Consider the following 25,007-nt stretch of genomic DNA (forward strand, 5'->3'; position numbering starts at 1 on the left):
TACCTATCCTCCCCAAAGAGGAAATTTTAATTTTTGATAGGGGGGCTTCCAAAATAACTCGGAAAAACTTTTTTCGGTTTATCTTCATTTTCTTCGATTGTATGACAAACTGGACAAAGTAATCTGAGGTTATCCTCTTCTAATTTAAGAGTTGGATCTTTTTTGATTGGTATTACGTGGTGAACATGAGCACTTCGACCAAAGACGAACCTTCCACATCGCTGACAGCAGCCATTCTCTCTTTCATATACCTTTGACCTGACATACTTCCATGCATCAGTACGATAGAATGGTTTGTTCTCATGGTGATAGATATTCTTCTTATCTTTCTTCTTCCTTGGTTTGTTACGCTTATGTTCCCCGCAGTAACGTCCTTTGCTTATCTTGTTATGGCAGCCATTGAAGTCACAATATTTCATGATAGTAATTCAATGATGTCTTCTTTCTTTTTAACATCAGCTGGAATTTCAATGCCTAACTCATCAGCATGCTCACGTAATTCTTTTACTGTCTTGTTACTTAAGATACACTCGGTTCCTGATTCACCAATTACTAACTTATCTTTAGTCAAATACCCTCCTGTTGCAAATCCTTTATCTGCAATCATACTCTCAGGATTAACAGTTACTTCAAATCCAGGTACTTCACCGGTAGGAACAAATAGGCTTTTCTTCTGTTCATTATCCCAATACTCAGTACCTGATATTGTTTTTCTAATTTCAGCAATCATTTAAGTTCACTCTCCTTATCTTTTCTTTAACGCTCCTACCAACCTGACCAAAGACCTAAAATCATTGCTACTGTCATAGTCATTGATTTTCTTTCTTCCAATCCTCGAACTCTTCTTTAGCAAGAGCTAATCCTTTATCTAACCACTGTAATTGGATTTCGTTTTGTTCCACAATTTCAGAGCTAGTTTTAATTGTTGCTACTATCTGTTCCCGTCTTGCTTCTTGTTCTTTAATCCATGCATCCATTTGTTTTACATATATCTTTTCTGGATTCATATACTTAACACCATCCTTTGCAAATGCAACACGTTTGCGCTTATCTTTACCTAGATAACCTCAGGAACTCCCTCATGCCATCTACAACTTCTTTATCATTTTCAACAAGATTACCTTTAACATAGATATCTCCATTATGAAACGTCAAAGTCATATCTACACCACCTACGTAATTTTCACATAATAAAAACACTCCATAAGGAATGCCTCTTCAGTCCTTGGCAAACACTATAGTTTAAAAGGAGCATGTTATGAAATTCTCACAAATACTAATCATTATCTTTGCTGTTATCATTATCATATGGATATGGTTTGTCTAATTAAAAAGAGCAACCGTGCACTTCACACCAGTTGCCCTTTCGTCAAAATCTTATGTTATTACTATAATCGATATTTTCCAGAGTTTCGATTCACTTTAGGAGTGAACCTAAATGATACCTTCTCGTTCTACGAATTTAATCAAACGAACTATTTCAGCATGTTTCTTTTTAATATGGCTAGAGCTATAACTAATTTCTTCAGCTATTTGTTCCAACGTCATACCATCCACATATTTCATTTTAAGTATTTTATTATCCAACCCCCTAAATCTACTAATTAATTTTTTCAGTTTGTACATATCATTCATCTTATGTGCTAACTCATATTCAATTGCTTCAATACGTTCTTCTACCTTTGCACCTTCCGATGCAGCAGTTAAACGTACCTCTCGCAAATCACCACTGACCCAGCGTTTTAATTCTGCTTTTGTTTTATCTAGATTATATTCTAAATAGGCAATCTCCTCTTCTAACCTTTGATATTCTTTCAGCCAATTGAACAATGACGATACACCTACTCTCGTTCCTGTTATTTCTACCTCACCACATCTACACTTTTATAATTTTGTAATTCTATACACACATCGGTTTCATGTTTACTTTAGCCCTCTTTTTTTAAGGTGATGATACAAACTGTTCCGACTACACCCTAATTGCTGACAGATTGCTTGATAAGTAAGTCCTTTTTCACGAACATGACAGCTTGTTTACATCGTTCATCCCATCTTTTATGAGCATTTTCTTGTATTTGTTTTCTGCTTGTTGACTGCCATAATCCCATTTTTTTGAGTTGCTTCTGCAACGTGTTCACTTCACAGTTTACTTCTATAGCAATTACATACATCGGTAGTTCTCTTTGTAACATTTCTAAAATTTTCGGCATCAATTCTTCCCAATTTTTCCGTTTCGGATTTTCTCTGACTTGTCCTACACAAGGAGCTAATTTTTTTCCTAATCTATACAATTCTTCTCCAACCTTACAATTCTTCAAACAATACTTCGGAGACTGATTTGCCCGATATTCACACGTTGCGCAATGCTTGTCTTGCAAATCTAATATATACATTCTTATTTCTTTTGCATTCATGGTGTGGACTCCTCAAATTTCTCTATTTTTCATGATGGCAAGGTAGGTTACAGATAATCCCTTCAAAAACACACCTTGCATTCTCAAAACTCATTATACATACTTAACATCCATTTACAGATACTTTACCCTTCTAGATATCTATGGTATTCAGAAAGAATTTAAACTCAAATTTGATAGGTTTCTGACAGGATTTTTTCACTTAGATAGACGATTCAGAGTGAACTCCTCTTTTCACACTAAGGTACATGATATACCTAACCATTTCCTATACTCTCATTGATTTTATCTATTAACTCTTCTAATTCGGCTGCCGTTTCTAAGTCCGCTGTATTGTCTGCAATCTCCTGCAATTTTGTAGATAATGCTAATAAGAAATCTGTGGGTGTTTGCATACTTTTTCCTCCTGCATAAAATTCTATATTTGATTCATACTATGTATAAGCCCATATGTGGCTTTACTCCTTCAATTGCTAGTATTAACTAAATTCTCTTCTTATCAACTGGGCAGTTAGCATTTGCTAGCTGCTTTGTTGTATATATTTTTATACTTTGGATATACTATTCATACGCCAATTTTTTGAATTTGCGATTCACCTAATTTCCTCTCAGGGCTCTCATATAAGAGTCCTCTTTTTTATCTCCTAAAAAGCCCCCAATTTAAAGTAATGTTTCGCTTGATAATAAAAATGATGATAAATCCAATTCCCACTGAATTTCTTATCCAAATACACGATTTCAAAACCGTATTTTGCTTTAAATGTATTTAGCCTTCCCAGTAACGCTAGTGGATTATATTTGGAATGATACTTCCCTTGCAACATCTTCCCATATCCATGTAGGTCCTCCACAATTAAGGTGAAGGGAATCTCTTTTGATCGAATTAATTCATTCTCAAATGCTGTTTGCGTATTTTTTTGTAAATTTCCTGTGATTTCATCCATGTGGGCTTTCCGTTCTACTCGACTATCTAAGTAAATGTCGCGAGGAATGCCTAACTCTTCATTTTTAGGTATCATACAGCCATAATCACCGGTATCTAATTTTTGATTTTTAATTGGGATGCCCTTTTGATGTAAATAATCACGGATATGGTCATTTTTGTTTTCGCGAGTATCAATCACGATTGTTAATGTTTTAAGGATGTTATCTATTTCTTTATCTGTATAGTGAAAGCGAATCATTCTTACGCCCCTTTCTTTGCATATAAAACCGCACGTTCATATATCTTCCTTGCCATCGCATTCGATTCATCATTTTCAAATGGTCGATAATCTTCATATACGTCTGTCCATCCATTCTTCGCAAGCACAATCGTCCAGTCATAGAACAGTTGTAAGGAATCTGTATCAGCAAGCAACCAATCATGTAACTTTCGGTTATGTTTCCAACCAGAAAACTCATAAAAAATCTTCAAGATTGTAATCTTTTCGTTGTTTGCATCCTTCCAGGACTTAAACCAAGTATCAATACCATTGAAATTTTTCTCCGCAGCTTGCATTACTTCCACAGGAATTAAGTTCTGTCGTTTTATTCCGATTCGTCCATCACTTGGATCAAGATAGATATTTGCACCCGATTTCCAAATTAAACTTATAATTTCTAATACTTGCATGGAAGTAATCTCACTCCCCACCTAGCTGATTTACCTTTTGATTTATGCAATACTCCAATTCGATTTTTAGTAAATCTATAAGTAAATCCATTCCTACCAATAGGTTTCAAATTATGAGCTTTGCAATATATTAAATAACGCTTATATAAGTTTTCTAATAGCTCAAAACTCTTACTATCTCGTTCAATATTTTCCTCAATAAATTTTTCAAACATTTTCATTCATCCATTCTTGTTATCAAAAGTTATTTAAAAGTGTTACTGAAAAACACCTAAAATAAGCGATGTGTTACTTTTTGAAATCAACAAGAGCCTTACAGCCCCAAGGGATTCGAGAATTTTGTTACCAATGTTACCGTATGAGACCTTTAGCGCTCCTAATAAAGAATATATATATATTTATTTTTGTTTATGGTTGTACTTAGTAACAAAAGTAACAAAAAGAGCATAAAAAGCACCTTGAACCCTTGGTACATAAGGATTTTAAGAAATTTTAAATGTGTTACTTTTAGTAACACTTTCGCTATTTTCATCGTTTTTTAGTAACTCTGACTGCTTAAAAGTATTTTTTCGGTCTGCTAAAGTAACACCTTTGATGTAATACTTATTTCGGTTGCCACGTTCTCTTTTGAAACCTTGCGTTTCTAAAATTCGATAAAATGCCCTGTTTTTCAATTGATGCTCACCATTTCTGAAACACCAATTAGCGTAAACTTCGTACAATTCTTTTGCTTCAATCTGATAATCTTCTCTTTTGAAACAACATTCGAACATGAACGTACCAAGAATATCCATTTCCTCTTTATAATCACCTGTTGCTTTCCTAACAATCGCTGGATCGCTTAATCCTGACTGCTGCCACTTCAGACAACCTTCAATCGCCCAGTTCAGAATACCCGGCATTTCCAAGCTAAGTTTCTCTGGCAATTTCTTATCTCGTTTTTCCTTTGGTAACTGTAGATTGAATGGAATCAAACGAATACGTCTCCAAATCCCTTCATCTACACCTTTTATGACCGGCTTATGATTTGTTGTAAAAAACACTTTAAATTCGGGTATGAACTCAAAAAATTCTTGCCGTAAGAACCTTGCTACTATAGGCTCACCACCTGTTATTTGCTTGACAAAGGTCTCTGATAATTGTTCACCATCCTCACTTTCAATTGCAGATACAAAACGAGATCCCACCAATCTAGCAATATCATTATTCGCTCCCGTTTCTTTCTTCTTGATAAAAGTATCTGATTTCGCTTGTCTCCCGTATTCACCCATAAGGTCCTTAATAATATTAATAAAGGTTGATTTTCCATTGGAACCTCCGCCAATGAGAAACACCATGATTTGCTCTGTAATTTCTCCAGTAAGAGAATAACCAATTAGTCGTTGCATATAATCCGTCAACTCTTGATTCCCCTGAAAAATTTGTTCTAAAAACTTCAGCCACTCTGGACATTTCGCTTGCCCATCAAATGTAATATTGCTGATTTTTGATAGATATACATTCCGGTTATGTGTACGAAGCTGTCCCGTCTGTAAGTCTACCATTCCATTTGCAACATTGAATAAATATTTATGGCTATCAAAATCATCACGCGCTCCTGGGACCAATGGCATAAGATCTTTGATACTATTCATTCTTACATTTCTACGCTCACACATACGTGCCCATTTTATTTCCGATTCATCTTCTGATTTAGAAAGACTACGAAGAACTTTTGCTGTAATTCTTTCAATTTCTTTCTTCGTATCCACTCTCCATCGTTTTCCACCCCATATATACCAACCGATATCATGAACAAATTTAATTACATGGCCGTATTCGTAAGCAATACGTTCCGCATTTCCAAGTTCCGTTAGTTTAAATTTCCTTTTTGGTTTGTCTTCCACAACTTCAGCTACATCTTCACTTATAAAATCAAATGAAAATTCATCGAATGGTTGCTTATAATCTAGAATTGTGGAAGAAGTAGATGAAATAGCCGTTGCTATCGTTCTTTCCCCATATGTTTCGTTTGTATCTCTGAAATGGATAACGTCCCATTTATCACGTATTAAGCTCGTCTCACGAAACATGGAATCCATTCGTGTTGCTGATTTCCCTGTCCAAAATGCTAAATGGTTACATAGAGAAAGGTCACTTGCCGAATGATCTTTATTAATTAGGCTTCCATTGTATAATGAGCGAATTTCATCGCCATTTTTACTACGGAACATTTTCTCCCATAAAGCATCATTTGAAATTTTGATTTCATCTTTTTCAAATTCTGCTAAATTCACGCGACCTTGTATGTCACTATCATCGAAATACTGTTCAAACACTTCTGCTAATTCATCCGTACGATCATACACATTATTAGAATTTTCTCGATTTCCAGTGAATGTGAAGAATCGTCCGTATGAGTAAATTTCTAAACCATGCTTGGTATTCTTCCTACCAGTACCTAAAACAGATTGTGGAAGGTTCCCTTTGATAATGATGTGGATACCTTTTCCTGATGGTGAAAACTCTGTATAACTGTCTACTGTATCGATAATTTCTGTTGCAAAAGTATTTGTTTTTCCGGCCACAACACACTTATCAATGTCTATTCCTATATAGTTATCCTGCCTGCTGAACACGAACCCTATTCCGTCATAATCGCCTTCTAAATAAAACTTGACCGCTGTTGCAAATGTCGACCATGTACGCCTATTATTTGCTTGCGCCATTTCGCCGTTGGCTTGATACGGTATCTTCGTCGGTTTTCCATTTCTCTCTTCTTTGCGCCAAAGCACCCACTGCGGTAAGTTTTTCAGCTCTGTTGGTATCTCATTAAAATTGTATGGATTCTTTTTCATTACAACCTCCGGTTAGCCTTTTAAGATATAAAAAAGAGAAGTCGGTACAAACCAACCTCTCTATGTAGTTATTTAAAACGGTAACATATCATCACCGACTGTTACTGCTGGACCACTTATTATCGGATTTACGTCTGACACATCATAATATTTTGCCTTGGCTACCGTACGTTTTTGTTTTTGACCATCCACAATCTTATCGTACTCTTCATGTTTTACTGTGATTTGTAGATTCTTATTGAGAAGTTGTTTCCCCATATCTTCAGCAGATACGAAAGCATGATGATTTCCAAAACCACATGCTTTTAATAAAGAATTGACGATTCTAACCGAAACCTCATGTTCGAACGTAAACATGTTATACAGCACTTTTGCTCCTTGATGATGTTGTGTTACATCACTTCGAATTTCAAAATCTATTGATAATTTCTCTTTACCAGCTTGTGTTTTGCCAGCTTCCGCATTTACAATTACCGCTTCATATTTACCTTCAGCAACTAATTCAAAACCTGTATTTACGTTTGTTTCATCAAATTTAAAGAAACTCATTATTTATTTCCCCCTGTTTATTAGTTTGCGGATGACATGATTAATTCTTCTTGTATACAGCCTTTCCGCACATCAAGATGGTTCTTAGCAAAAACACTTTGATTACCTTCTAAAACAAATCCTCTTGTACCATCTGTCTTTTTAACCAATTGACCAACCACATGAACAATTCCCATAATATGATTGACGATTTTATCCCGAATATCTGGAATGAATTGTGTATATTGCTGCCCATCATCATGAATGATATTTCTTGTTGTTTCCCAAGCTGTAAAAATAACATTTGCATCTAATGAGTTAAACGTTTCTACTACCTTTAAAAGATGGTTATCTAGTAAAGCGTAATCCTTTAATTCCGGCATACCACTTTTCGTATTTTCACCTTTTTTAAGTAACCATAACTTTTGGTAATGTGTTAAATTATCAACAAAGATGTTATCGTATTTAGCGATATTTACTTTTGCTAATGCATAAAATTGTAGGATGCTATCATGTGGATTTTCACCATCAATTTTAGCTACATCTACATTTTCATAGCCTTCTAAAACTTGGCTTGTCCCATCAATATCCAAGACTAATGTTTTACCTGGTAACAATCCAGCAACCGTTGTTTTACCGTTACCTGGCTTTGAATAGATAATGATTTTTGCTTTTTTACTTTTGGTAATGGCAGCACCGTTTGTAATTTCCAATTGATTCACTCCTTCGCCATGCTTTTCAAAACAAAAATAGAAGCTTCCAAATCAAAAATTTTACTTTCCGTGTTCCAAATATTTTGTTCCACAATCGGTTTCTTTTCTATTAGCCTTTCTAACTCTCTTTTATGTTCACTTAACCTTCGTTGTTCCACACTTAATGACTTTTCTAGTTCTTCAATTCCACCATTCAAAACGGCAGCACCTCTTTTTGTTTACTCATTTCATTTGCTTCTATCAACGCCTGCAATCCATATTCATAGGCAATCACCATACAAATGGATTCCGAATCATCACAAAATTTGTATCGATCAATTAGACGCCTTAAAATGGATATCTCACTTTCAATCTTTTGTTGTAAGTTCATTTCATTCACCTGCTATCTTTTGGGTAGAATGTACAACAACGTATTCCTTAACGCATTCTGTTGAATTGTGTATACAATCACCTTCAAAATCCAAGTACTCTTCACCGCAGTAGATTTCCTTATTGCAACTCGCACAATGCCCCATAACATTCGTTATCGCTGAATCATTTGGATTTCCTATAATCATTGGATTTTCAATTATGATCGTTCACTCCTTTACATGCATTCATTTCATGCTATAATGACCTCAACATGTGTTTTTATTAGGCCGTCAGCCCCAACTGGCGGTTTCTCCTTTTATACAGCTCGAAAACATTCAACATTCTGTTCTGCAATTAAGTAATTCGTTAGATTCCCTTCAAGTACAGCATCCTGGCCAAACATAAAATACTTATCATCTTGCTTAATTCCACAGCCATAGAAATCTTCAATTGGATGATCAGGTTCTTTAGTGGATTCCTTTCCACCAATGTCTTTCACAAATATTGCATCGATATTACTCAAACTAATGTGGAATGGTACTGTCGGAGTTGCACCTTCATATTCAATTCCTGATAAAAATCCAAAACTATTTTTAAATGTTTTAAATTGCTCTACTGTAAAACTTGTTTTAACTCCTGATTTAAAAACTAGTGTTATCTCCTTCAATTAATTCACCTCCCTTCGATTTGAAACCTTACGGTTCATTTCCCTTAGCTGACACTTTGCTTCTAATTCAGTAATAAGTAATAACGCTGGATTATTTCTCATTTCTGCACATCTTTTTACAACATCCGATGCTTTCATTAATTTACTTGCGAATAACACCCTATTCATATTTGCCCCTTCTCTCATTTCCATTCATTATTTCTTGCTAAATTCCTGATTCTTTCTTACAATTCATCATAAAATTTGGTCAGAAACTCTTTCATTTCTTGTGCTTTAAATAACCATCGATTATTCTTTTGTTTCGCAAATCCTTGCACCCGTAAGTCATAGACCACATACTCCATTAACCAGTCATAACTTCTACTCGTTTCATATTGAAGTCTTTTCATATCCCACCAAGTACCGACTCCCATATCTACTAATCGTTCATTGACTTGACGAACAACTTCTTTTTGCAAGTAGTTATCATCTATGATGATTTGTACTGTCGCTGTCATTAGGACACCTTCTCACTTTCTAAAATCCCTTTAATTTTTTCTTTCACTTTTTTTCCTTCACGCTTTCCTAGAAGAATATCTGATAAGTATGGACCTGATATATTTAGCATTTTCGCTAGTTCTCCTTGCTTCATATCATTAACGAAAAGCCAAACTTTCACTCTTTTTCCAAATGTTTTATCCATAAAGAAAACTCCTTTTAAAATTTATAAGCTAAATTTTTAGCTTTTTATTGACTTTTACTAACTTATTGAATAAAATAAGGTCATAGCTAAATAAATCTAAACTTGTAGCACTTAAACGTTGTGGAACTTGATTTCCCTTCTTTTCTTTGTAGTGTTGCAACGGCTAAATAAGTAGCTCATGTACAAAGTATATTATCAAATAAGTTAGTTGTCAACAATCAAAACTAACTTATTGATAAACTAACTCTGTGCTAGTTGAAAGGGTTGATCTAGTGGGAATTACAGAAATCATAAAACAACTTTGTCAAAAGAAAGATATCTCTGTATCTAAATTAGAAGAAGATTTAGGATTTGGTCAAAACACCATTTACCAATGGAAAAAAAGAACGCCTTCCGTTGAACGTGTGCAAAAAGTGGCTGACTACTTCAAAGTTTCGATAGATTACTTACTGGGTAGAACAAAAAAACAATATTGGGAGCTTACCGAAAAAGATGAAAAAGATATTCAAAAGAAATTAGAAGAACTAATAGAAGACATGAGTAACGCTGACGCCCTCGCTTTCTCTAAAGAGTCCGAACCAATGTCAGAGGAAACGAAACAATTATTACTCCTCTCGTTAGAAAATTCTCTTAGATTAGGGAAACAAATGGCTAAAAAGAAATTTACACCTAAAAAATATAGAAACGAAGAGTGATTGGAGTGGATCTGGTTGGTTTCAAAACAGCAAATCAATTTAAAAATAGATGAACTACTTAGACGATATAACACCAGAGATCCATTTCTTATTGCTGAAGCAAAGGGCATAGTTGTTATCACTGAAGCATTAGGGGATATTTATGGATACTACCATAAAGTATCTCGTATCCCTTTTATACATATTAACGAAAGACTTTCATACCCAAATCAAGTCTTCACCTGTTTTCATGAATTGGGGCATGCTATATTTCATCCAGACGAAAATACACCTAAATTATCCAAGTTGTCTCTTTGTTCTGAAATTCGTATAGAAGCTGAAGCAAACTATTTTGCAACAAGATTTCTTATCGATGGAAGTCATCATGATTACTACATACAAACAAAGCAAGAATTATTACAGTTTTATGGAATACCTAAACAAATGGATAGATTCATTTAAAATCCACAATATATTTTCAAGCAAAAACAAAAAAACATTCTTATAAAATATAGAATGGAGAGATTAAATTGGCTAGTTTTAGAAAACGTAACGATAAATGGGAATATCGGATTAGGTATAAAGAAATGGGGAAATACAAAGAAACATCCAAAGGTGGTTTTAAAACAAAGAAAGAAGCCCAATTAGCTGCTGCTAAAATTGAAGAAAAATTAGTAAATGGGAGCAATATACAGGACGGTAAAATAACTTTTAATGAATATCTTTACGAATGGTTAAATGTCTTCAAAAAAGGCAATGTAGCTCCAAGAACTTATATGGTCTACGAAAAAAACATTAGACTTCACATCTTACCTGTGTTTGGAGAATTAAAGTTAAAAGATTTAACACGAATTAAATATCAAAAATTTATAAATAACCTATTAGAAAAGTACAGTAAAAAAACGGTAGAAACAATTAATGTCACAATGCACCATGCGTTAGATACAGCTATTAACGAACTTGGGATTTTAGAAAAAAACCCAACTACAAAAATTAAATTAAGAACAACTCGTGTTTCCTCAAAAAATGATGATATAAAATGCTACGATATAGATGAACTACATCAATTCTTAACTTACATCCTTAATGAGAAAGGGGGCTTTAAATACTATTCTTTATTCATGTTTCTATCTCGTACAGGTCTCCGCATTGGTGAATGCTTAGCCCTTCAATGGGAAGATATTGATTTTGAAGAACAAAAATTATTCATCAACAAAACATTAATCACTACCAAGAGAAATGAAAAAATCTTATTCGGCCCACCTAAAAATAGAAGCAGTAAACGAACTATCTCTTTAGATTCTTCTACCATATCTCATTTAAGAAAAATGAAAATAGAGCAAAATAAAAACACTTTGAAGAACGGTAAGTATTATAAAGAGTATAATTTTGTATTTACACATGAAGATAATTCTTGTATGCTACACCCAGCAACCCTAAAACTCTTACAGCAAGCTTGTAAGAAAGGAAATTTAAAATACATTACCTTACACGGATTTAGACATACACATGCCGTTCACTTATTACAAAGTGGGGCAAACCTTAAATATGTTTCAGAACGTTTAGGGCATTCCTCTATAGACATGACTGCAAATGTGTATCTTCATATAACAAAATCTATAGAGGAGACTGCCGTAAACCAATATGACGAGTTTTTAAAATCTCGTGGGCAAATTGTGGGCAAGTAACTTTAACAATACGCTAAAGTCACTTATCACGATAGGTTTCAAACTTAGGTTTATAGAACGAACGATTATCAAGTGCGAAGACACGCTCTGTGTATTCGCCTGGTTTTGTGCGTCCTAATGCGCGGTCCATCATGTTCATTTTTGCATCTAAGTTGTCGATGTAGTGCAGAATTTCTGCTTCTTTTACTAATGGTGGTTTTGGGCTACCCCATTCTGCTTTTCCGTGGTGAGAAAGGACGATGTGTTGAAGAATTAATACTTCTTCTGCATCGATGTTCAGCTCATCTGCTGCTTTACCAATTTCGTTCACCATGATAGAAATGTGGCCTAGTAAATTTCCTTCTAACGTATACGTTGTAGAAATTGGACCAGATAGTTCAATTACTTTACCAAGGTCATGTAAAATAACGCCTGCATATAGTAAGTCTTTATCTAATGATGGGTATAGATTTGAAATAGCTTTCGCTAAATCTAGCATTGATACAACGTGATAAGCTAGTCCAGATACGAACTCATGATGATTCTTTGTCGCTGCTGGATATTCTAAAAATTCATTTTGATGCTTATTTAATAAATGTCTTGTTAGACGCTGAATGTTCGGGTTTCTCATTTCAAATATGTATTGCGTAATTTTCTCAACCATATCTTCTTTTTTCACTGGTGCTTTTTCTACGAAATCCGAGATATCTGTTACTTCATTTTCATTCGCAACACGGATTTGTTTCACACGTAATTGAATACGTCCTTTGTAGTTTAAAATATCACCAGCTACTTTAACGATTGTTTCTGCTACATATTGTTTCTCAACTTCTGGTGATACGTCCCATAGCTTCGCTTCAATATCTCCACTTGGATCTTGTAAGATTACTGTTAAAAATGGCTTTCCATTACTTGCTAGACCTTTTGTCGCTGTTTTAATTAACAAGAAAACATCGACTTGTTCACCAACTTCATATTCTGCAATTTTCTTTTTCATTCGAATTCCTCCACCAAATCAGTTACTTTTAGTATAGCATATCACAACTCATTTTCTTTACGCTTATGTGTTAATTTTACAATCTGTTTTTCTGTAAAATACGCGAGTAAATGCGCATGACATGTAAAGAAGATTACTTGTCTATCTTTTGCAATTTCCTTTATTAGTTCAATCGTTCGATCCGTCCTTACCGCATCAAAGTGCACGAAACTATCATCAATAATAAATGGATAATCATGTTCAAATGTTTTCGCAAGTGCAAATCTCAGCGATAAATATAACTGCTCCGCTGTCGCTTGGCTTAGTTCATGACTGTAAAAACGCATACCGTCGTTACGCTCAACAATGAACGGTTCCGCCTCTGACGGTGAAAAGATTTTACTATATCGTCCGCCTGTTAAATAGACGAAATACTCTTCTGATTTTTGTAAAATACGAGGCAGATGCACTTCATGATAATATTGCTTCGTTTTCGTTAATACTGTCTTTGCGGCCGCATAAGCAGCCCACTTCTTCACTTGTTCACGCACTTGCGCTTTTTTCATTTCCCACTCATGCATTAAATCGCCGTACGTACTACCTTCTTCTAAATTCGCAATTTCCATACGATGTTTCGCAATGCGCTCTGTCAGTTCTTTCTCTTGCGCCAGACAGTTTTGCACGACTGTAATTTCTCTCTTTAATTTCTCTTCATAACCGTCAGCTTCGTAATGTTCAGCTAATGATAAGCTCGTTAAACGCTGTTCCAACAAATCAATTTGCGGTAATAAACGCCCCACTTGTTTCTCTGCATCTTCACGTTTTTCCGCTAGTTTACCTGCTTCTAAAAACATCTCTTCATCTGCAGCCTCTGCAATATGCCATAAACTGTCTCGTTCTACTAGTAATTGCTTTAATTGTTCTTGCATAAACTCATATTCTTCTTGCCATTCCGCCAGTTTTTCTTTTAACTGCTTACAAGTTTGGCGCTTCTCTTTCTCATTTTGCATACGACTTTGTGCCCCGTGTAGCTTACTATACTCCGCACTACCGATAACAGCTTCTAGTTTCTGTTCAAAATGCGAAATCATTTCATATAATGAAGATTTTCGCGTGCCTTGTTTTTCTAACTCCCGATATAATTGCTGCATTTTTTCAATACGCTCAAACGCTGGCAATATGTGTGCATACGTATAAAATTCTGGGAACATATAGCGCGTTTTATATGCATCTACTTGTTCTCCCGCCTGGAACGTTTCTCTCTCCCATTCCTCATACGATGAAACGACTTTATCATAAGCTCGCTCCATTTGCTGCAATTTATAAGACTCACGCTCAAATAGCTTCCGAATCTCTTCATCTTTTTCTAACTCATAGCGCACAGACAGCGCTTCTTCACTTTGTCTCCCGCCAGCACTTTGCTGAAGAGTAAGAAGCTCTTCTTGTAATCCACTTGACGGATCTTTATATAAAACAAGGGCAAGAACAATCCCTACAAAAACAATAACACTAATAAATAAGAGCGGGCGGTTATTAATAAATAAACTCGTGAATAAAACAAGCGTGTTAATAAGAAGTAACAGAAGACAAACTCTTTGCCACTGCTTTTTCTTTTGCATAGCTGCTCCTGCTTTTTCCTCATACTTGCGCTTCATTCTCTCTGCGCCCATACCGATAAACGCCGCATCTTGGAACGATTTCTCTTTCTCAACTAACGTATTTCGCTCTTCATCAACTAACATTTGTTTCTGAATCTGTCTTATATTTTCTTCTTGTTCTTCTAATTGCTCTTGCGCTACTTTAAAACGATCATCAAGCTGTGCTTTTTGCGTTTCTAATTCACGTGCCTTTTGCACGGTTTGCGTAATTAATTCTTTCGTTGCCAAACTCATGTCAAACGCAAGAACCGCTTCCTTTTCAAAAGTAGCACCAATTTGCTGTTCTAGTTCTGCAATTTCTTTTTTTATATTCGCAATACTTCCTGTCATATCACGCATTTCTTGGCGTGCATTTTCGTAAGACATATGTTGCATACGAAGTTCTTCTACATAACTTTCTTTTTGTAAAAACTCTTCATCTATTTGAATCGAGGCAATTTCCGATTGCACTGTCTCGATTTTCTTATGGAGCGAATCAACTTGTAACTGAAGCGGCTCCATCTTCGCCTTAATCGCTTCATAGCGCGCCATTCCGTTTACAGGAAACTGCCCGCTCTCATTTTCTAACACTTTCTCATGCGCACGCTTTTCAATAACGAGGGGCTCAAGCGCTGCTAATATTTCATAATCTTGCTTTCGCTTTTCTGCATTCTCTTTTTCCACGCGAACAGAAGCAAGCTTCTCTTCACTTTCTTTTAACTGCTTCACTTGTTTTTCATACGTGCCAATTTTCCCTTGCCACTGTTTCATCTTCTCTTCAAGCTTCTTCATCTCTTGCAGTGACACGTTAATTTCCGGTTTACGCCCACTCGGTTTAAAACGCTGATCCATTTCTTTTTCTAGCTTTTTATCTAACTGTAATAGCGCATCGCTTCCGACTGCACTTGCTGAAAATAAATAATTGCCAATATCTGCTTCGCCGAGCTGATGAATATTTTGAAGACCATGCATATCAAATGAAAAGACCGATTCAAATAAACTTTCATTCATCCCGCTTAATATATCGTTTAAAATTTCCTCGCCGCCCGTTTTCCCGTCTTCAAAATAAACGGTCACCTCGCCAGCTGCCGTCTTTGGCAATCGTTCAATTTTCAAACGGCCGTACTGCTCTGTTTGTACAGTCATCGCACCGCCATACTTCCCGCCTTCTTTCGGCTCATAACGGCGCTGTCCTCTCGTCGGAAAACCGAACAGAATACTTTTCATAAACGAGCGAATTGTCGATTTCCCCGCTTCATTTTCACCGTATAGCACCGTCAGCAAGGAAAGATCCATTTCCACATTTTCTAATTTTCCGTACCCATAAATATGGAGTTTTTCAATTCTCATTTTTTATCCCTCTCTTGCTGGAATAATTGCTCTAAAATAATATTTTCTGCTTCCTTTTGAATCTCTTTCTTCTCGTCTTCTGTAAAAGATTCAATACTATTACGCGCTACAGGAGATGTCCAAATGGTGCGCAACACGCCGTCCATATTTGTGAAAGCTTCTAGCTCCTTTAGCACACTACCGACGAAATGATTTTCCGCTTTCAAACGTTCGATTTCCGCAAAAGAAACCGTCTCATTTTTCCACTTCATTGCATATACGAAATCTTTTCGCTCTTCGCCAGATGCTAAAATGTGAAAAATCTCTTCCACACGCTTTTCGTCACGCAAATAAGGAGAAAGTGGGCCCTGCCCTATGAATACGACAGTTAAAAGCGTCCCTTCCTCTTCTCTTCGGCAATCATTCATCGCAGTTGACATGCTCGTCATAAGTTCATCAACAGTTTCAAGTCCATCAATACAAACCTCGATCTCATCCCATACAACATCTGCCGTATGGAAAAATGAACAGTGCGTTCCTTGTTTCGTAAGTTCAATAAGGTACGCACCCTTCTCGCCTGTTTCCTTACGATGACGACCTTGTATGTTCCCTGGATAAATAATATATGGCTCTTTTGATAAAATTTCACGTTTATGTATATGGCCAAGAGCCCAATAATCAAACTGTTTTTCTTTCAACTCACGAATTTGAAACGGTGCATAGCGATTATGCTCTGCATCTCCTTCCACACTTCCGTGAAGCATGCCAATATGAAAAGGCGCATCACTCATTTTCGTATACTGCGCTGTCATATTATCCGTTACCGCTTGCTGCAAATAACTAAACCCATAAATAGAAGCTAATAGCTCACCATTTTTATAAAATGATTTCTCTTCTACGTAAGGCTCCGTAAACACATGAACATTTTCCGGAAACTCAATCGCTGCCCAGCTTCCTCCTAAATGATCATGGTTACCGTGAATAATAAAAACAGGGATATCGTACTGCGAAAGTCTCTTCATTTGCTCACGCACAAACACTTGCGCCCTCAAACTTCTCGTCTCCGCATCATACAAATCCCCAGCTAGTAATACGAAATCAACGCGCTCTTGAATCGCTTTATCAACAATACGCTCAAATGATTCAAACGTACTTTGCTTCATTCTCTCCCAAACAGACTGCGCCACATTCATCTCCATCCCTTTAAACGGACTATCCAAATGCAAATCAGCCGCATGTATAAACTTTACTTGTTTCACAAATAACGATCCTTTCTATCTTTCAAAAGTTTCATTTTATTAAAATTAACATCGCTGAAAACTAATAATCATCGAGAATAAAAATATTCTCGATGATTAAAGTTTCATTCTATTTTACCACGCAATGTCATATATTTCTTTGCATATTGTAGCATTTTATGTCAAAATAATTATAAGATTCTGATTTTAATTATTGGAGGGAATTTTCATGGGAGTATACGTTCTAACAGTCTTTGAAAAAGATGGTTCAAAAGCATTAGACGAATCATTCGAGGCGGCAACTGAAAAAGAAGCAAAAGCAAAAGGTGAATCTATCTTACAAGAAAAAGGATTGTATGAAAAAACACATCGCTGTACATCTACTGCAGGTAAGCTCGTTTTATTCCAGCGCTAAAAAAAAGAAGCGTCATCCGCTTCTTTTTCACTCTACTATATCTTCGTCACACCACGTAAACACCACATCTAGAATGCGATTACCGATACGTACGCGTTTATTCCATTTACCTGTTTGGATCTGATGTTGCAATTCAGCTTTCATCTTTTCCGTCCAGTCGTGAATCGTTTCACTACCGTTGTACGGATATACGCCTGGAAACTCTTCCTGCAGTAGATGCAAGCTCTCTGCATCAAAATGAAAATGGAAGAAGTAGTTTGCTGTAAGCGATGGTTCTTGCAATCGTAAAAAATGATCATCAATTTGCTTTCTATTTCTATAGAAAGTAAAGATATTCACTTTACCGCTCGTAATTTGGTCAATTTGAATTTCGTGCTTCTCTATAATCACGTCTTGCCCACCTCGTTGTATACTATCTTTAGTATATATGTCTTTTGCAACAAAGTTAACCATTTTCGCGCGAAATTCATTTCCTTCATTATAATTCCTGTTCCTCCAAGTATAATCAGGACAAATAAAAACAAAGTTGAAGGGGAGCGATCACATGTATTTCGGAAGCAAAGGTTGGTATGTAAAAGAACTTAAAAAATTAGGTATTCGTACTTATGAAGGTAAAAAACTAGAATCTTATCGTACGCATGTGTTATCTAGTTTACTTGAGAGAATGAAGAAGGCTTCGGCTTAATAGAAAAACACCTCCCGAATTCGCATACTAAGTATGCAAATTCAATGGAGGTGTTTTTATCAGTTTTCATAAAAGATTTTTTGCTTCCGCTGGAACGGATACGTTTTAATCTCAGCTGTATCTAAATTTTCATTGAATAAATGAATGGCTATAATTTGTCTACAATCGTAAGTATGGTAATAATATGTTCCAGACTCCATACACATTGCACTTGTATAGATAGTATTATCTAATATACCGTCTTCTGTTATTACTGCCCCCTTAGGAACCTCACAATTTGATAAGATATGAAAAATAGCCGATATCCCCTCTTCTTCGTTCTCTATACCTTGAATGTTTTGTTTGCCATATGCTGCCCGCACGAATCTTGATGGCGGGGTGAAATCTCCAGGAAGTCCCATCGATCCGGAACCTTGGCCAAAAGCACTTAATGGTACGTCTCCCCACTCGGTTGGTGCAAATGGCTGCGATTTAAGTCCAATATATTGTCTTAAATTTTGTAAATGCCAATTAAACTCCGGGCTATTAGTCATCACTCCTATTGGATTGTCATACATTTTTATTCCATCAGTTGTCGGCTCAAGTACAATACACTCTCCCCATTTATCTGCTAAAATCCAATGTAGTGGCGGAGTAATCCCTAAAACTGGTAATGGTACATCTATAAGGGAAATGTTATCAACAGATTTTTTTAACTCTTCAACAGAATTAAACTGCGTCAAGCTCCAAGCCACAAAATCAAATGGTGCTAAATTCGTTTTATGGTCATCTATGCTGTTACTATAAGTAGCGAATCCCGGGAAATAGAGAGTGGCACATGTCATACCAGCTTCATTTACTCCGTCCGCCATAATGACCCTTCCTTCATGATTAATTCCCATTCCGACAACAGCCTTTTTCGCTCGGATCGTTTCACCAGTTATATTTTTCCACTGATAACGCCGAGGAATGATTATTACTTCCTGATTCATATCTAATGTGAAATCCATTGTTCTCGCAAAAAGATGCTGGAAATTTTTTGTTTGTAACGTCAAACTAGTACACATGAAGAAATCCCCCCATTTTATAGTTATATACACATTTTATAAAATTCTGATAAATACGCAAATTAAAAAACCTATTTATCACTAACAAAATAACCACCTAAACCAAAAATGCTATAATAAACCCAATCAAACTAAGGGGGCAAATTACTTTGCTTGGAACATGCATTCAATTTCATAAGTTTGGCAATCCAAAAGACGTATTACAAGTTGAATATAAAAATATAGAACCACTGAAAGATAATGAAGTTTTCGTTCGTATGCTAGTTAGACCGATTAATCCATCTGACTTAATTCCAATAACGGGAGCGTACGCTCATAGAATTCCTTTACCTAACATACCTGGTTATGAAGGTGTTGGTATTGTAGAAGATGTAGGTGCGGGCGTTACGAGAGACCTTATCGGTAAACGTGTTTTACCGTTACGCGGAGAAGGTACTTGGCAAGAGTATGTGAAGACGTCAGCTGATTTTGTAGTCCCTATCCCTGATTCCATCGATGATTTTACAGCAGCGCAAATGTATATTAACCCTCTTACGGCGTGGGTTACTTGTACAGAAACGTTAAACTTACAACGTAATGACGTTTTATTAGTGAATGCTTGTGGATCCGCTATTGGACATCTATTTGCGCAGTTATCACAAATTTTAAACTTCCAATTCATTGCCGTTACAAGAAATAATAAGCATACAGAAGAATTACTGCGCCTTGGTGCTGCATATGTAATTGATACTTCCACTGCCCCGCTTTATGAAACTGTTATGACATTAACAAACGGCAGAGGTGCAGATGCTGCAATTGATTCTATCGGGGGACCGGATGGAAATGCATTAGCTTTCTCCTTACGTCCAAACGGGCACTTTTTAACGATCGGGCTTCTATCAGGAATACAAGTGAACTGGGCAGAGATTGTCACGAAAGCGAAAGTGCACGCAAACATATTTCATTTACGACATTGGAATAAAGAGGTATCACCATATAAATGGCAAGAAACGTTTCGTCACTTAATTTGCTTAGTAGAAAATGAGCAATTACGTTTTATGAAAGTCCATTCTACATATGACTTAGCGGATGTGAAAGCGGCAGTTGATGTTGTGCAGTCCGCTGAGAAAACGAAAGGGTAACTAACTGTTACGATTTATTTAACCAATTATAACGAAAGTTAATTAAATATATCAGTAAGCCCTGCTAGTCAAGTGATTGGCTAGTAGTGAGGGTTAACTGCGGGCAATCCCTAAAGCTGATTGAACTACAACGTGGCTAGAAATAGTGAGCGTGAATGTCGCGAAAGCAGAAAAAATCAATCAGATCGTGCAAGGTTAAATCCTAAACACTAGAACAATGGGTCTTCCGCCTCGAATCATCTAAGTCAAAAGCGATAAGATGAACGTTCAACGACTATCTCGTATAACTGACGAGAGTACATCACAAGCCTATGGTGGTGGAAAAATCCTCTATCTCTAAGTAGATAAACATATAGTCTGCGCTCATGTGAAAACATGAGAAGTTCATAAGAGAACTGGCTAAGGAATTGCGCCCTTAGTTGAACAAGATAAATTTTATTGAATCTATCAAACTTTATTGATTTTATCGAACGTACGTGCTATGTTTGGTTCGATGAGATAATATGAAGTGACCTCCTAGATTATCAAGTCAGGGATTTTAACCCATAATAATGAATGAAAACATTATGAATGGGGTTATACCCTATGATAATAGGAGGCCACTATGGAAAATATAATATATATTGGGATGGATGTCCACAAGGAAAGTTTTAGCTTATGTGCACTACACGGAACAACTGGGGAAATTGTAAGAGAAGCACGATGTGCTTCAAATGTATCTCTCGTAAAAAAATTCGTTGAGAAACTGAAAACAAAATATGGTGAAGATATAAAAATTAAAGCTGGATATGAGGCTGGTTGTTTAGGGTATTCACTTCATAATCTTCTTGAACAAAATGGAATTGATTGTGATATTTTAGCTCCCACAACAATGTACAGTTCATCAAAAAACAAAATGGTGAAAAATGATAAATTCGATGCCAAAATGATTGCTCTTAATTTAGCAAATGGCACCTATAAAGAAGTATATGTTCCAGAAGAAGAGGATGTTGCCGTGAAAGAGTATATCCGCATGTTAGGTGATTTTAAAACATCTTTGAAAAAAATAAAACAACAGATAAAAGCATTCCTTTTAAGACATGGCTATGTGTATGAAGGGAAATCAAGCTGGACAATCGCTTATATGAAATGGTTAAAGAATCTTGATCTACAAGGATTATTCAAAGAAACGTTAGGCGAATACCTATTACAGTATGATGTTCTAGTCGATAAAATTGAGCGGTTCAGTTTGAGATTAGAAGAATTATCTCATCGTGAAAGGTACGAAGAACCAATCGCAAAGTTAAGATGCTTAAAAGGTATAGATACAACATCGGCAATGACTGTTCATGTGGAAATTGCAGACTTCACTCGTTTTCCCACGGCTAAAGCATTTATGGCTTATGTAGGATTGACGCCAAGCGAAAGCTCAAGTGGAGAGAAAATCAGTCGACGTTCGATTACAAAACAAGGAAATTCGACCGTTAGGTCTACTCTTGTAGAATGTGCAAATGCGTTGGTAAAAGGAGCAATCGGATTAAAATCGAAGCGAGTGAAAGCAAGACAAAAAGGGCAACGAAGCGAAGTGATTGCTTATGCGGATCAGGCTGTAGAAAGGTTACAAAGAAAATATTATCGCATGATATATCAAGGGAAGCCTAGAAATGTTGCCGTTACAGCTATCGCAAGAGAACTGGGGTGTTTTATATGGGGATTAGAAACAGGTAAAATTCACCGAAAATAAAGAGGGAAGGATATGAAGTTGATTGATTCATAGTTAGAAATCAAAGGTATCAATTGATGGCATAGATGAGCTTCAGAGATAGTGAATTACAGGTCTGGCTATCTATGACTCACCTCTTCTGGCATGGCTGAAATTCTGATAAACAAGCTATTTATTAGAATTTGAAAAGGTGTGATCCACGCAGTGAGATTATAAGAGCCTAACGACGAACCATTAACCTGAGGTAACCAATCCACGAATAACAGAGTGGTTAACTGTCGATAGATCTTATTTCTGAAGCTTTTGTATGCCATCAAGAAAAATATTATGGGTGAAAAACTATTGACAAAGGTCACTTCATAACAGGTGAGAATAATAATGAAATTTTCACGAGTTAGTCAAGTATCAGAATTAACAGGTTTGCATCCGAGTAGTCTTACGAGAATGCTGGTGGAACACGCTACGATTCAGAAGAACAAATCTTTCATTAAAGGAGTTACATTCTGATGATATTGGCGAAGAAAGTCAGACTAATTCCAACGCTTGAACAAGAAAAAGTGCTTAGAAACCATGCTGGAGCTGCAAGATTCGCTTATAACTATTGTAAAAGAATGAGTGATAGATACTATAAGCTATTTGGAAAATCTGTTTCACAGTTAGCTTTACAGAAACGATTTACAAAGATCAAGAAGCGAAAGAAATATGAGTGGTTAAAAGACATTAATGCACAAGTTCCTAAACAGGCTTCAAGAGATTTTGATGCGGCGAGAAAAAATTCGTTCAAAAAGTACAAAAATGGTTCTCACACTTCTTATAAATCCAAAAAAGATGTAATCCAAGGATTTTATGCTAATTATGAAAGACTGATTATAGGAAAGAAAGTAGTTCACATTCAGTCTATTGGAGAAGTGAAAACAAGCCAACAACTACCAAGAAATAAAAAACCATCCAATCCAAGAGTTACCTTTGATGGTCGTCACTGGTGGATTAGTGTAGGGTTCCAAGAAGACTTTGAATTACAAGAACTAACGAATGAGTCGATTGGTGTGGATGTTGGTTTAAAAGAGCTTTTTGTAGCTTCTAATGGTATGAAAGAACGAAATATAAACAAAGATGCCAAGGTTAAAAAACTTTTGAAAAGGAAAAAGTCAGCACAAAGAGATATGTCTAGGAGATTTAAAAAAGGTGCAAAAATTCAATCTGCCGGATATGAAAAAGCGAAAGCTGAGCACCTGCGATTATCTAGGAAAATTACGAATATCCGAACTAACCATATCCATCAAGCAACAGCTAAATTGGTGAAAACCAAACCAATGAGGATTGTTGTGGAAGACTTATCTATCTCAAACCTGTTAAAAAACAAAAAACTATCGAAATCATTTTCATTTCAAAAATTAAACTTCTTCTTTCAATGTTTATCATACAAGTGCTAGAAGTATGGCATTGCGTATGTAAAAGCTGATAAATGGTTCGCTTCAAGCAAGATTTGTTCATGTTGCGGCGTAAAATACGACCATTCAGTTCAACCAGAAGGACAGTGGAGTTTAAAAATACGTGAGTGGTGTTGTGTTTCATGTAATAGCCATCACGATAGGGATGTAAATGCTGCGATAAATTTATCAAGATGGGTAAAATAAATGCTTGATAATAGGAGGTAACGATACTGCCTCGTGTGGAGTGTTATACCCCTCGTCCCTTTGGGGCTGCGAGAACACTTTGAAGCACTAACTTGTGTAAATTTGATTGAATTGTATAGATTTAGTTAAGTTTATCGTATCGGAAAGTGTTTTTGACGAGTTATTAAATGCAAAAGAAGAAGTCTTTTGCATTTACCTTTTAAATAGACTAGATAGTACATTTAGCAGTCTGTAATTGTAATTTTTTGGTACAATTATATTGAAAGGTGAAAGGAGCTTCTAACATGTGGCTAATTTCGGCAATTTGGCCTGTTATACTAGTTGGTGGAATTGTAGTATTTGTAATAAAAAGACTGGAACATAAATATAAGCATGGCAAATTGGGTAAGAAAAAATCAAAAGAGGCTCAACTGTTATTAGATAGTTTCATACCTGTAGGAATGCTTTTTGGCTGTATAATCGGTTTGGTTTTTTTGCCTATGAAATTTATAGCAAGACAGGAAACAATTTTTGTTAATCCAAAAGGAATAAGCGGGACAGTACATAGTAATCATATAAAATATGTAACTGTCCTTTATTTTTGCATCAATGTTATCAATTTTTCTTCCACATCCTATACGCCTTTTTTATTGATATTTCTCCCCTCTTTCTTTCGCATATTCGCTTTTTTGTTTTTCTCGGCTCTATACCCAAAGTAAAGTATCGCACATGTAGTAATAGAACCTACAATGTATCCTAAAAAGCCTCCTAACCAAAACATAATATAAATTGCCCCCAATCCATTATAAATTTTATGTAACAGACATCTGTAAAACGTTCTCGGTACCTCCGTTTTTTATTACAGATTGGAAAATCCCCTTAACCATTCCATCTATGAACACTCTGTCTTCTCTATTTTGATTATTATCTATAAAGTTATTTATACCACTAATTCTTCCATTATCTCAAATAACAATTTTATTATAAAATTCGCACTTACGTTACATATATGTAGCATTACTGTTTCTTTTTCATTTAGCCCTTAAAACTGTTCTATAATTTGAACGAGTTCGCTCTTTTGTACGAAATACCAT

Annotated in this window: 32 protein-coding genes and 2 pseudogenes; 10 read left to right on the forward strand and 24 right to left on the reverse strand. The window is 35.8% G+C overall.

Annotated elements, in window-relative coordinates:
* Nucleotides 1-26: 26 nt before the first annotated feature.
* The 19 genes from MHI28_RS12235 to MHI28_RS12330 all read right to left on the reverse strand — a co-directional run bounded on the left by MHI28_RS12235 (nt 27) and on the right by MHI28_RS12330 (nt 9,807).
* Nucleotides 27-419 (reverse strand): HNH endonuclease, encoded by a 393-nt coding sequence (locus tag MHI28_RS12235; protein WP_340828001.1) that lies wholly within the window; start codon nt 417-419, stop codon nt 27-29.
* Nucleotides 416-730, reverse strand: coding sequence for a Rho termination factor N-terminal domain-containing protein (locus tag MHI28_RS12240; RefSeq protein ID WP_340828002.1), 315 nt, complete (start codon nt 728-730; stop codon nt 416-418). Before MHI28_RS12240 ends, MHI28_RS12235 begins: the two co-directional genes overlap by 4 nt.
* A gap of 79 nt (nt 731-809) precedes the next feature.
* Complete coding sequence (locus MHI28_RS12245) at nt 810-1,007, reverse strand: hypothetical protein (RefSeq protein ID WP_340828003.1); 198 nt, start codon at nt 1,005-1,007, stop codon at nt 810-812.
* Between the two features lie 427 nt (nt 1,008-1,434).
* Nucleotides 1,435-1,830: a hypothetical protein gene (locus MHI28_RS12250; protein WP_340828004.1), complete on the reverse strand. Its 396-nt coding sequence runs from the start codon at nt 1,828-1,830 to the stop codon at nt 1,435-1,437.
* A gap of 93 nt (nt 1,831-1,923) precedes the next feature.
* Entirely contained in the window at nt 1,924-1,992 is a 69-nt protein-coding gene (locus MHI28_RS12255; protein ID WP_254849831.1) for a hypothetical protein, read from the reverse strand.
* Complete coding sequence (locus tag MHI28_RS12260) at nt 1,977-2,414, reverse strand: zinc-finger domain-containing protein (RefSeq protein ID WP_340828005.1); 438 nt, start codon at nt 2,412-2,414, stop codon at nt 1,977-1,979. The genes MHI28_RS12255 and MHI28_RS12260 overlap by 16 nt, the downstream gene beginning before the upstream one ends.
* Before the next feature lie 257 nt (nt 2,415-2,671).
* The gene (locus tag MHI28_RS12265; RefSeq protein WP_170924928.1) at nt 2,672-2,809 is read right to left on the reverse strand and encodes a hypothetical protein; all 138 of its coding nucleotides are present in this window, start codon (nt 2,807-2,809) and stop codon (nt 2,672-2,674) included.
* Nucleotides 2,810-3,058: 249 nt separating this feature from the next.
* On the reverse strand, nt 3,059-3,598 hold the full coding sequence (locus tag MHI28_RS12270; RefSeq protein ID WP_097984746.1) for an ERCC4 domain-containing protein: 540 nt from the start codon (nt 3,596-3,598) through the stop codon (nt 3,059-3,061).
* A 2-nt stretch (nt 3,599-3,600) separates the two neighbouring features.
* Nucleotides 3,601-4,029, reverse strand: a complete 429-nt coding sequence (locus tag MHI28_RS12275) for a hypothetical protein (protein WP_340828006.1) — start codon at nt 4,027-4,029, stop codon at nt 3,601-3,603.
* Nucleotides 4,017-4,244 (reverse strand): hypothetical protein, encoded by a 228-nt coding sequence (locus MHI28_RS12280; RefSeq protein ID WP_033692981.1) that lies wholly within the window; start codon nt 4,242-4,244, stop codon nt 4,017-4,019. The genes MHI28_RS12275 and MHI28_RS12280 overlap by 13 nt, the downstream gene beginning before the upstream one ends.
* A 267-nt stretch (nt 4,245-4,511) precedes the next feature.
* Nucleotides 4,512-6,866 carry a phage/plasmid primase, P4 family gene (locus tag MHI28_RS12285; protein ID WP_340828007.1) on the reverse strand — a complete coding sequence of 785 codons (2,355 nt, stop codon included), beginning with the start codon at nt 6,864-6,866 and terminating at the stop codon, nt 4,512-4,514.
* Nucleotides 6,867-6,938: 72 nt separating this feature from the next.
* A complete protein-coding gene (locus MHI28_RS12290; protein WP_340828008.1) occupies nt 6,939-7,415 on the reverse strand; it encodes a DUF669 domain-containing protein in 477 nt (158 codons plus the stop codon).
* A 20-nt stretch (nt 7,416-7,435) separates the two neighbouring features.
* On the reverse strand, nt 7,436-8,107 hold the full coding sequence (locus MHI28_RS12295; RefSeq protein WP_340828009.1) for an AAA family ATPase: 672 nt from the start codon (nt 8,105-8,107) through the stop codon (nt 7,436-7,438).
* Between the two features lie 5 nt (nt 8,108-8,112).
* Nucleotides 8,113-8,304, reverse strand: a complete 192-nt coding sequence (locus MHI28_RS12300) for a hypothetical protein (RefSeq protein ID WP_023521063.1) — start codon at nt 8,302-8,304, stop codon at nt 8,113-8,115.
* The gene (locus MHI28_RS12305; protein WP_176116668.1) at nt 8,301-8,477 is read right to left on the reverse strand and encodes a hypothetical protein; all 177 of its coding nucleotides are present in this window, start codon (nt 8,475-8,477) and stop codon (nt 8,301-8,303) included. The genes MHI28_RS12300 and MHI28_RS12305 overlap by 4 nt, the downstream gene beginning before the upstream one ends.
* Nucleotides 8,478-8,774: 297 nt before the next feature.
* Nucleotides 8,775-9,125: a hypothetical protein gene (locus MHI28_RS12315; protein ID WP_006919349.1), complete on the reverse strand. Its 351-nt coding sequence runs from the start codon at nt 9,123-9,125 to the stop codon at nt 8,775-8,777.
* Nucleotides 9,126-9,293, reverse strand: coding sequence for a hypothetical protein (locus tag MHI28_RS12320; protein WP_169509371.1), 168 nt, complete (start codon nt 9,291-9,293; stop codon nt 9,126-9,128).
* Between the two features lie 56 nt (nt 9,294-9,349).
* On the reverse strand, nt 9,350-9,622 hold the full coding sequence (locus MHI28_RS12325; protein ID WP_078187636.1) for a DUF771 domain-containing protein: 273 nt from the start codon (nt 9,620-9,622) through the stop codon (nt 9,350-9,352).
* Nucleotides 9,622-9,807, reverse strand: coding sequence for a transcriptional regulator (locus tag MHI28_RS12330; protein ID WP_078187635.1), 186 nt, complete (start codon nt 9,805-9,807; stop codon nt 9,622-9,624). Before MHI28_RS12330 ends, MHI28_RS12325 begins: the two co-directional genes overlap by 1 nt.
* 272 nt (nt 9,808-10,079) lie before the next feature.
* Here MHI28_RS12330 and MHI28_RS12335 point away from each other — a divergent pair, with 272 nt between their 5' ends.
* From MHI28_RS12335 to MHI28_RS12345, 3 genes are all read left to right on the forward strand, one after another.
* Nucleotides 10,080-10,502: a helix-turn-helix domain-containing protein gene (locus tag MHI28_RS12335; RefSeq protein ID WP_078187634.1), complete on the forward strand. Its 423-nt coding sequence runs from the start codon at nt 10,080-10,082 to the stop codon at nt 10,500-10,502.
* 15 nt (nt 10,503-10,517) lie between these two features.
* On the forward strand, nt 10,518-10,943 hold the full coding sequence (locus MHI28_RS12340; RefSeq protein WP_078187633.1) for an ImmA/IrrE family metallo-endopeptidase: 426 nt from the start codon (nt 10,518-10,520) through the stop codon (nt 10,941-10,943).
* 68 nt (nt 10,944-11,011) lie between these two features.
* A complete protein-coding gene (locus tag MHI28_RS12345) occupies nt 11,012-12,169 on the forward strand; it encodes a site-specific integrase (RefSeq protein WP_340828010.1) in 1,158 nt (385 codons plus the stop codon).
* A gap of 19 nt (nt 12,170-12,188) precedes the next feature.
* Here MHI28_RS12345 and yhaM read toward each other — a convergent pair whose 3' ends face one another.
* From yhaM to MHI28_RS12360, 3 genes are read right to left on the reverse strand one after another with little or no spacing between them, the layout of a single operon-like run.
* Nucleotides 12,189-13,145, reverse strand: coding sequence for a 3'-5' exoribonuclease YhaM (gene yhaM / locus MHI28_RS12350; RefSeq protein WP_063675054.1), 957 nt, complete (start codon nt 13,143-13,145; stop codon nt 12,189-12,191).
* Between the two features lie 41 nt (nt 13,146-13,186).
* Complete coding sequence (locus MHI28_RS12355; RefSeq protein ID WP_086413057.1) at nt 13,187-16,111, reverse strand: ATP-binding protein; 2,925 nt, start codon at nt 16,109-16,111, stop codon at nt 13,187-13,189.
* Nucleotides 16,108-17,349, reverse strand: coding sequence for a metallophosphoesterase family protein (locus MHI28_RS12360; protein WP_340828011.1), 1,242 nt, complete (start codon nt 17,347-17,349; stop codon nt 16,108-16,110). The genes MHI28_RS12355 and MHI28_RS12360 overlap by 4 nt, the downstream gene beginning before the upstream one ends.
* 208 nt (nt 17,350-17,557) lie before the next feature.
* Here MHI28_RS12360 and MHI28_RS12365 point away from each other — a divergent pair, with 208 nt between their 5' ends.
* Complete coding sequence (locus tag MHI28_RS12365) at nt 17,558-17,743, forward strand: YhzD family protein (protein WP_000539552.1); 186 nt, start codon at nt 17,558-17,560, stop codon at nt 17,741-17,743.
* A gap of 27 nt (nt 17,744-17,770) precedes the next feature.
* Here MHI28_RS12365 and MHI28_RS12370 read toward each other — a convergent pair whose 3' ends face one another.
* Nucleotides 17,771-18,133, reverse strand: a complete 363-nt coding sequence (locus MHI28_RS12370; RefSeq protein WP_002116695.1) for a hypothetical protein — start codon at nt 18,131-18,133, stop codon at nt 17,771-17,773.
* Between the two features lie 154 nt (nt 18,134-18,287).
* On the opposite strand from MHI28_RS12370, the gene MHI28_RS12375 reads away from it, so the two are divergent.
* Entirely contained in the window at nt 18,288-18,428 is a 141-nt protein-coding gene (locus MHI28_RS12375; protein ID WP_000273536.1) for a YflJ family protein, read from the forward strand.
* Nucleotides 18,429-18,487: 59 nt separating this feature from the next.
* On the opposite strand, the gene MHI28_RS12380 is transcribed toward MHI28_RS12375, so the two are convergent.
* Nucleotides 18,488-19,474, reverse strand: coding sequence for a choloylglycine hydrolase family protein (locus tag MHI28_RS12380; protein ID WP_000337587.1), 987 nt, complete (start codon nt 19,472-19,474; stop codon nt 18,488-18,490).
* A 149-nt stretch (nt 19,475-19,623) separates the two neighbouring features.
* On the opposite strand from MHI28_RS12380, the gene MHI28_RS12385 reads away from it, so the two are divergent.
* The 5 genes and pseudogenes from MHI28_RS12385 to MHI28_RS12405 all read left to right on the forward strand — a co-directional run bounded on the left by MHI28_RS12385 (nt 19,624) and on the right by MHI28_RS12405 (nt 24,451).
* Nucleotides 19,624-20,595, forward strand: a complete 972-nt coding sequence (locus MHI28_RS12385) for a zinc-dependent alcohol dehydrogenase family protein (protein WP_086413055.1) — start codon at nt 19,624-19,626, stop codon at nt 20,593-20,595.
* Between the two features lie 604 nt (nt 20,596-21,199).
* Nucleotides 21,200-22,318, forward strand: a complete 1,119-nt coding sequence (locus MHI28_RS12390; RefSeq protein WP_277548338.1) for an IS110 family transposase — start codon at nt 21,200-21,202, stop codon at nt 22,316-22,318.
* Nucleotides 22,319-22,675: 357 nt separating this feature from the next.
* Nucleotides 22,676-22,804 (forward strand): hypothetical protein, encoded by a 129-nt coding sequence (locus MHI28_RS12395; RefSeq protein WP_000672787.1) that lies wholly within the window; start codon nt 22,676-22,678, stop codon nt 22,802-22,804.
* Nucleotides 22,804-23,934, forward strand: a pseudogene (locus MHI28_RS12400) (RNA-guided endonuclease InsQ/TnpB family protein). Before MHI28_RS12395 ends, MHI28_RS12400 begins: the two are co-directional and overlap by 1 nt.
* A gap of 284 nt (nt 23,935-24,218) precedes the next feature.
* Nucleotides 24,219-24,451: pseudogene (locus tag MHI28_RS12405) on the forward strand (hypothetical protein).
* Nucleotides 24,452-25,007: the final 556 nt, after the last annotated feature.

The sequence above is a fragment of the Bacillus sp. FSL K6-0268 genome (assembly GCF_038005425.1).
Taxonomy (GTDB): Bacteria; Bacillota; Bacilli; order Bacillales; family Bacillaceae_G; genus Bacillus_A; species Bacillus_A thuringiensis_S.

What these genes read in the sequence shown, in the direction of transcription:
- MHI28_RS12390 (WP_277548338.1), top strand. Translation starts at nt 21,200, where the DNA reads ATGGAAAATATAATATATATTGGGATGGATGTCCACAAGGAAAGTTTT.
- MHI28_RS12270 (WP_097984746.1), bottom strand. Translation starts at nt 3,598, where the DNA reads ATGATTCGCTTTCACTATACAGATAAAGAAATAGATAACATCCTTAAA.
- MHI28_RS12320 (WP_169509371.1), bottom strand. Translation starts at nt 9,293, where the DNA reads ATGAATAGGGTGTTATTCGCAAGTAAATTAATGAAAGCATCGGATGTT.
- MHI28_RS12275 (WP_340828006.1), bottom strand. Translation starts at nt 4,029, where the DNA reads ATGCAAGTATTAGAAATTATAAGTTTAATTTGGAAATCGGGTGCAAAT.
- MHI28_RS12240 (WP_340828002.1), bottom strand. Translation starts at nt 730, where the DNA reads ATGATTGCTGAAATTAGAAAAACAATATCAGGTACTGAGTATTGGGAT.
- MHI28_RS12325 (WP_078187636.1), bottom strand. Translation starts at nt 9,622, where the DNA reads ATGACAGCGACAGTACAAATCATCATAGATGATAACTACTTGCAAAAA.
- MHI28_RS12290 (WP_340828008.1), bottom strand. Translation starts at nt 7,415, where the DNA reads ATGAGTTTCTTTAAATTTGATGAAACAAACGTAAATACAGGTTTTGAA.
- MHI28_RS12395 (WP_000672787.1), top strand. Translation starts at nt 22,676, where the DNA reads ATGAAATTTTCACGAGTTAGTCAAGTATCAGAATTAACAGGTTTGCAT.
- MHI28_RS12245 (WP_340828003.1), bottom strand. Translation starts at nt 1,007, where the DNA reads ATGAATCCAGAAAAGATATATGTAAAACAAATGGATGCATGGATTAAA.
- MHI28_RS12285 (WP_340828007.1), bottom strand. Translation starts at nt 6,866, where the DNA reads ATGAAAAAGAATCCATACAATTTTAATGAGATACCAACAGAGCTGAAA.
- MHI28_RS12235 (WP_340828001.1), bottom strand. Translation starts at nt 419, where the DNA reads ATGAAATATTGTGACTTCAATGGCTGCCATAACAAGATAAGCAAAGGA.
- MHI28_RS12380 (WP_000337587.1), bottom strand. Translation starts at nt 19,474, where the DNA reads ATGTGTACTAGTTTGACGTTACAAACAAAAAATTTCCAGCATCTTTTT.
- MHI28_RS12375 (WP_000273536.1), top strand. Translation starts at nt 18,288, where the DNA reads ATGTATTTCGGAAGCAAAGGTTGGTATGTAAAAGAACTTAAAAAATTA.
- yhaM (WP_063675054.1), bottom strand. Translation starts at nt 13,145, where the DNA reads ATGAAAAAGAAAATTGCAGAATATGAAGTTGGTGAACAAGTCGATGTT.
- MHI28_RS12355 (WP_086413057.1), bottom strand. Translation starts at nt 16,111, where the DNA reads ATGAGAATTGAAAAACTCCATATTTATGGGTACGGAAAATTAGAAAAT.
- MHI28_RS12330 (WP_078187635.1), bottom strand. Translation starts at nt 9,807, where the DNA reads ATGGATAAAACATTTGGAAAAAGAGTGAAAGTTTGGCTTTTCGTTAAT.
- MHI28_RS12280 (WP_033692981.1), bottom strand. Translation starts at nt 4,244, where the DNA reads ATGTTTGAAAAATTTATTGAGGAAAATATTGAACGAGATAGTAAGAGT.
- MHI28_RS12365 (WP_000539552.1), top strand. Translation starts at nt 17,558, where the DNA reads ATGGGAGTATACGTTCTAACAGTCTTTGAAAAAGATGGTTCAAAAGCA.
- MHI28_RS12305 (WP_176116668.1), bottom strand. Translation starts at nt 8,477, where the DNA reads ATGAACTTACAACAAAAGATTGAAAGTGAGATATCCATTTTAAGGCGT.
- MHI28_RS12265 (WP_170924928.1), bottom strand. Translation starts at nt 2,809, where the DNA reads ATGCAAACACCCACAGATTTCTTATTAGCATTATCTACAAAATTGCAG.
- MHI28_RS12260 (WP_340828005.1), bottom strand. Translation starts at nt 2,414, where the DNA reads ATGAATGCAAAAGAAATAAGAATGTATATATTAGATTTGCAAGACAAG.